At 39.9% G+C, this 243-nt stretch carries 1 pseudogene; it reads right to left on the reverse strand.

Annotation, left to right across the window (positions count from 1 at the left end):
• Positions 1 to 243: pseudogene (locus tag H2245_RS11995) on the reverse strand (replication initiation protein); the annotation flags it as partial.

Raw genomic sequence — 243 nt, forward strand, 5'->3', positions numbered from 1 at the left:
TAGTCAAGATACTCTCGAATTGGACGCTTCTTAAATTGAGAGGCGTCTTTTTTTAGACGATTGATCATCTCAAATTCCCATGCATTAGGATCTTGACCTGCCGGACTGGTGGATTTTACTAAATGATTGTAATCGGCAACAAAATTAGGATTACCTGCAATTCGCCTTAGCTGTTTGTCGCTTAGTCCCTCAACTGTAAACCAATCGCCATTATCAGCTGTCTTTTCTTCAAGTTTGAGTACA

It is taken from the genome of Psychrobacter sp. GP33 (genome assembly GCF_014119005.1).
In the GTDB taxonomy this organism is placed as follows: Bacteria; Pseudomonadota; Gammaproteobacteria; order Pseudomonadales; family Moraxellaceae; genus Psychrobacter.